This is a genomic window from Algoriphagus sp. (genome assembly GCF_029254265.1).
GTDB lineage: Bacteria > Bacteroidota > Bacteroidia > Cytophagales > Cyclobacteriaceae > Algoriphagus.
In genome coordinates this window covers 1-4672 of sequence record NZ_JAQWXX010000066.1, presented here as the reverse complement: position 1 = coordinate 4672, position 4672 = coordinate 1, and the positions used below count along the sequence as shown (strand labels likewise).

6 protein-coding genes and 1 pseudogene are annotated in these 4672 nt (G+C 36.9%); 1 reads left to right on the top strand and 6 read right to left on the bottom strand.

Annotated elements, in window-relative coordinates:
• Positions 1–221: 221 nt before the first annotated feature.
• The 6 genes and pseudogenes from P8O16_RS09565 to P8O16_RS09545 form a co-directional block, all read right to left on the bottom strand.
• Positions 222–455, bottom strand: coding sequence for an NAD(P)H-dependent oxidoreductase (locus P8O16_RS09565; protein ID WP_300313816.1), 234 nt, complete (start codon positions 453–455; stop codon positions 222–224).
• A 6-nt stretch (positions 456–461) separates the two neighbouring features.
• Positions 462–728 (bottom strand): CDGSH iron-sulfur domain-containing protein, encoded by a 267-nt coding sequence (locus P8O16_RS20540; RefSeq protein ID WP_367182808.1) that lies wholly within the window; start codon positions 726–728, stop codon positions 462–464.
• A 12-nt stretch (positions 729–740) separates the two neighbouring features.
• A pseudogene (locus P8O16_RS20535) lies at positions 741–892 on the bottom strand ((4Fe-4S)-binding protein); the annotation flags it as partial.
• Between the two features lie 147 nt (positions 893–1039).
• Positions 1040–1537, bottom strand: coding sequence for a hypothetical protein (locus P8O16_RS09555; RefSeq protein ID WP_300313814.1), 498 nt, complete (start codon positions 1535–1537; stop codon positions 1040–1042).
• 71 nt (positions 1538–1608) lie between these two features.
• The gene (locus tag P8O16_RS09550; RefSeq protein ID WP_300313811.1) at positions 1609–1947 is read right to left on the bottom strand and encodes a hypothetical protein; all 339 of its coding nucleotides are present in this window, start codon (positions 1945–1947) and stop codon (positions 1609–1611) included.
• A 63-nt stretch (positions 1948–2010) separates the two neighbouring features.
• The gene (locus P8O16_RS09545) at positions 2011–3495 is read right to left on the bottom strand and encodes a glycoside hydrolase family 32 protein (protein ID WP_300313808.1); all 1485 of its coding nucleotides are present in this window, start codon (positions 3493–3495) and stop codon (positions 2011–2013) included.
• Between the two features lie 139 nt (positions 3496–3634).
• On the opposite strand from P8O16_RS09545, the gene rfbA reads away from it, so the two are divergent.
• Positions 3635–4492, top strand: a complete 858-nt coding sequence (gene rfbA, locus P8O16_RS09540) for a glucose-1-phosphate thymidylyltransferase RfbA (RefSeq protein ID WP_300313805.1) — start codon at positions 3635–3637, stop codon at positions 4490–4492.
• Positions 4493–4672: the final 180 nt, after the last annotated feature.

Here is a 4672-nt window from a genome sequence, read left to right as displayed (position 1 = left end):
GGAGGTAAGCAACTTACGACCACTCGAGGTAAGTCGTGCATTTTTGATTAGTTCTTCGATCATTTTGTTCCTAGTTTAGGCAACAAAACCGGTCCAGTTATTTAAGCAATTAGGAACATTTATTTGTCATCTCATTTCCAAAAAAAATAAAGAAGCCTATAATAAACTTAGAAATCTATCAATTTGCCCATGGGATTCAATTCCCGCTGTTGTCAATGGTTCTACAATTTCTTTCGTAAAAGAGTACAAAATAAAAAGTAGAGTTGAAAGATTACAACTTCGGCCTCAAAAAGTAGTTCTTGTTCTTTTTGGATATTGATGTCAAAATCAGGATAAAGTTCATAGAGATCTTGAATTTGAATGTTTTCGAGTCCAGAAATTGCGAGGATCAATTCTTGATTGGCTTCAGAATGTTCAAATTTAGGATGTGCAAAAAGCACCAATACTTTTCTCATTTGGAATTATCCTTTAAAATCTATTTTCTTATGAGTTCCATCACAGAATGGTTTGTTTTGACTTCCACCACATCTACAAAAGGCGGAAACTTTGCTCATTTTCTTTACTTCACCCGAAGGTAATTTTACCTCAAGATTTCCATAAACCATCAGGGGGCCATTTGGGATGGTCTCCACAATCTGCTCAGAACTTATACTTTCAGTTTCTGCTTTTTCATCTTTAAAGTAGTATCCCAGTGCTCCACTTGGACATTTCTGAACCTGCTTGACCATTTCCTCTGTTGTAGCACCTTGTACATTGATCCATGGTCTTTTTTAGTATCAAAAACCGATGGTAAACCTCTTACACATTTTCCTGAATGTATGCACTTTGACGCTTCCCAAGTAATGGTTACTTCTCCATTCGAATATTCTTTTACTGAGCTATTATTTTCCATGAAATTTCATTTTAATACAGTATAGTCAAAATTGCTCATTTTTCAGAAATCCTTGTTTTTGCGATTAAAAAATAAGCCATAAAAAAAAGTGATCATAGAATGATCACTTTTTAATCAAATTAACCTAAAATATTAGCTTATGCAGCCTTATGAAGATTTTACTTCCTCGCTTAAAACTTCCAACCATTTTTTGGCGAGGACGCGTTCCCCCATTTGGTCTGTGAAAATATCACCATCATAGATTTCAACCGTTCTTGCCAAATGCTGCGGATCTTTGAAATGAAATTGAAGTGCCAAAAACTCGAGAATATTTCGCTTTTCATTTCCTGACGTTACAGTCCTGAATTTTTCTTGAAGGCTAACTTTCTTTACCTCGTCCAGATTGATGATTACCTGCTGTGGAAAATCCCCATAACTGAAATACACAAGCTTTTTAGCCTCTTTATCAAGGCCAATGGTATAGTGATTCCTCCATTTGTCCACTACAGTTGGGCTGGCACCATATTCTTTGGCAAACTCATGGAAACTATGAGATAGGGATTTTTCTGTTTTTTTATTTTTGAATGAATAGTAAGCGAAAGGTGCCACGAAAGCACTGATTAAAACGGAAGACAACACAATTGTTGTCATGTCTACTATTTGCATGATTAAGGTAGAATTAAGGTGAATTGTGATTAAAGTTTTGCTGATTTATCAGCCTAAAAAAACAATTTGGTCTACCAGGGATAAAAAAAGTGAATAAATAACCTTTTTACATCAAAGAGCGGGATGCCTTTGATAGAAGAAAATTTAAATGAATGCGATTTAACTACTTTTGGAAAATCAATGCCTAACTCCTCAATGAAATTACAAAATAGCTTTTGGTCGACTTTAAAATCTGGAACTTCAATCAACTCAATTCCCTCAGAAATCTGATTGTTACCATTTAAATCGATATGGGTATAAATCGATGTTTGCTGGGTATGACTTTTGGTTTGAACAGGAAAAAATAAAACTGCAGTCAAACTGATGATCCAGCTTAGCAAAATCATAGAAAGTGACAGCAGTTTTTTCATTGAAAAGATTTAACCCTGCAAATTGTAGGTATTTAAAATGGGATTTGCAATAGGGGCTTCATTCTATTTTTTCAAATCAAATATTTCTACATTTTCCACACCATTCAAAACTTGAATAGTATTGAAGGATTCAGTGGGCAAAATAAGTGAAGTCATCACTAATTCGCCATCATTGAGGAATACTTCGACTGATGATGCATCCAAAAATATTCGAATTTCGTAAGCATTCCAGCTCATCGGCGCAGAATGGCTTGCTCTAAAATCAGGATGGAAAGTATTTTGACCAGCTAAAGAACGATCCACGGTGATGAGGCCTCCGTTTTTGAAAATCGCCAACTTTTCACCTAAATCATTGGTGAATTGAATTGAAAAATCATTCTCAATTTCAGCTTTGATCTCGACACTTTGGGAAGGAAGAGCAGATATTTTATCGGATAGTTTATAAGAGGCTTTCCGGAGTAGATCCACTTCTTTCGCAGGAGCAGACTTCAACAAAAGTGTTCCTTCTACATCAAATAGACTTAACTCTCTGGGAATAGTCATCGCCGAACGCCAAGATTCAGTTGGAACTACTTCCGCATAGAGCCAATTGCTCATCCAACCAATTAGAATAGTTCGATCCTGTTCTTCAGGAAGATTGCTCCAAGTCACTCCAGCATAATTATCAGGTCCATAATCCAGCCATCGAATCATTTGATCATCGGGAGTAAAGACACCGTTTTGGAAATCTCCAATAAAATATTGTGTTGCAGAACCCATTTGAGGGCCACCTGGATTGATGCTCACAAGTAAAACCCATTTTGTTTCACCTGTTTTTGTCGTGAAGGGTAATAAGTCCGGGCATTCCCAAACTCCTCCATGTGCTCCGATTCCCAGTCCAAATTCACTTTCATACTTCCAATGAATTAAATCAGGAGATGAATAGAATTGGATTCGATCCAAGACAGCTAATGTCATCATCCATAACTGATTACCATCTGAATCTGTAATTCTCGAAACTTTCGGGTCTCGAAAATCTTTGATTCCTTGGTTGGGAAGGACTGGATTTTCCTGATACTTTGTCCAAGTTCTCCCTTTGTCGAGTGAATATGCGATTCCTTGACTTTGATAATCTTTTGCTCCAGATCGCTCAGCGTTCATGTCGTGATATGTAAAAATAGCAACCATAGGAGGATTGTCTAATGACCCAAATCCTGAGCTATTGTCTATATCGATCACCGCACTTCCTGAAAATATATAACCCAAAGAATCAGGCTCTAAAGCTATAGGCAAGTTCTCCCAATTAACAAGATCATTGGAAACAGCATGTCCCCAATGCATGGGACCCCAAACTGTAGTGTCAGGATAATACTGGTAAAAAAGGTGATATTCCCCATCTAGGTAAACCAAACCATTGGGATCATTCATCCAGCCTGCCGGAGGAGTGAAGTGATATTCAGGTCTATATTTTTCTCCAGAGGAATCTTGAAATACAATAGGGTTATCAGGATTACAACTGATAGCCAACAAAGAAAGGAATAGGATGAAAATTCTGTTAAAAGGAATCATTGCTCTTTTTTTTGCCACAATATACTCCTTGGAACCTCAAAAATAAGTTTCAAACAGCTTAACAAAGATTAATTCCTTTTTTATCTCTCGAAGGAATTGTAATTTTGGCATCTTCAAAATTTAGTAATACTGTTTTTTTATGAAAGGAATTATTTTAGCCGGAGGATCCGGTACGAGGCTTTATCCTTTGACAATTTCCGTTAGTAAGCAATTGATGCCGGTCTATGACAAGCCGATGATTTATTATCCGCTTTCGGTTTTGATGATGGCAGGAATCAAAGAAGTCTTAATTATCACCACGCCAGAAGATTCTGAGGCTTTTCAAAAACTTCTGGGCGATGGATCTCAGTTAGGCTGTCAGTTTGAATATGCAGTTCAACCTAGCCCTGATGGCTTGGCTCAGGCATTTATAATTGGGGCTGATTTTATTGGTAAAGAAAAAGTGGCTTTAATCCTGGGAGATAATATCTTCTATGGTTCTGGATTACATAAGACACTTCTGGAAAACACTAATCCAGATGGAGGAGTTGTTTTTGCCTATCATGTGAATGATCCTGAGCGGTATGGGGTAGTTGCATTTGATGAAAACCAAATAGCGATCAGCATTGAGGAGAAACCAAGTAATCCAAAATCTAACTATGCTGTACCCGGCTTATATTTCTATGACAATGAGGTGGTCGAAATTGCTAAAAATATTAAACCAAGTCCGAGAGGTGAACTTGAAATCACTGACATAAACAACGAATATTTAAAAAGAGGAAAACTTCAGGTTGCTATCTTGAACCGTGGAACAGCTTGGCTGGATACAGGAACTCATCAATCACTTTTGCAGGCGGCTCAGTTTGTTGAAGTAATCGAAGAACGTCAGGGTTTGAAGATTGGATGTATTGAAGAGATTGCCTATCGAAATGGATTTATTGGAAAAGAAAAATTACTCAAGTCTGCAGAAAAGCTTGGTAAAAGTGGCTATGGCGACTATTTGAGAAAACTTGTATAAAGCTATTAAAAATAAAAAAGGCTGAATTTTTCAAAAATTCAGCCTTTACTTTTTAAAATTATATGTATATCCGCAATCTTGCCAGTATGATTAAATCGAAGCAATGATGAGTCTGTCAAAGAGTTTTTGACCGAAGTATCTTCTGTTGAGCTTGTAACAAAACTCGTCCAGGTAATTCTG

Bases quoted from the DNA above. Each gene is read 5' to 3' on its own strand.
- P8O16_RS09565 (WP_300313816.1), bottom strand. From the start codon at position 455: ATGAGAAAAGTATTGGTGCTTTTTGCACATCCTAAATTTGAACATTCT.
- P8O16_RS20540 (WP_367182808.1), bottom strand. From the start codon at position 728: ATGGTCAAGCAGGTTCAGAAATGTCCAAGTGGAGCACTGGGATACTAC.
- P8O16_RS09555 (WP_300313814.1), bottom strand. From the start codon at position 1,537: ATGCAAATAGTAGACATGACAACAATTGTGTTGTCTTCCGTTTTAATC.
- P8O16_RS09550 (WP_300313811.1), bottom strand. From the start codon at position 1,947: ATGAAAAAACTGCTGTCACTTTCTATGATTTTGCTAAGCTGGATCATC.
- P8O16_RS09545 (WP_300313808.1), bottom strand. From the start codon at position 3,495: ATGATTCCTTTTAACAGAATTTTCATCCTATTCCTTTCTTTGTTGGCT.
- rfbA (WP_300313805.1), top strand. From the start codon at position 3,635: ATGAAAGGAATTATTTTAGCCGGAGGATCCGGTACGAGGCTTTATCCT.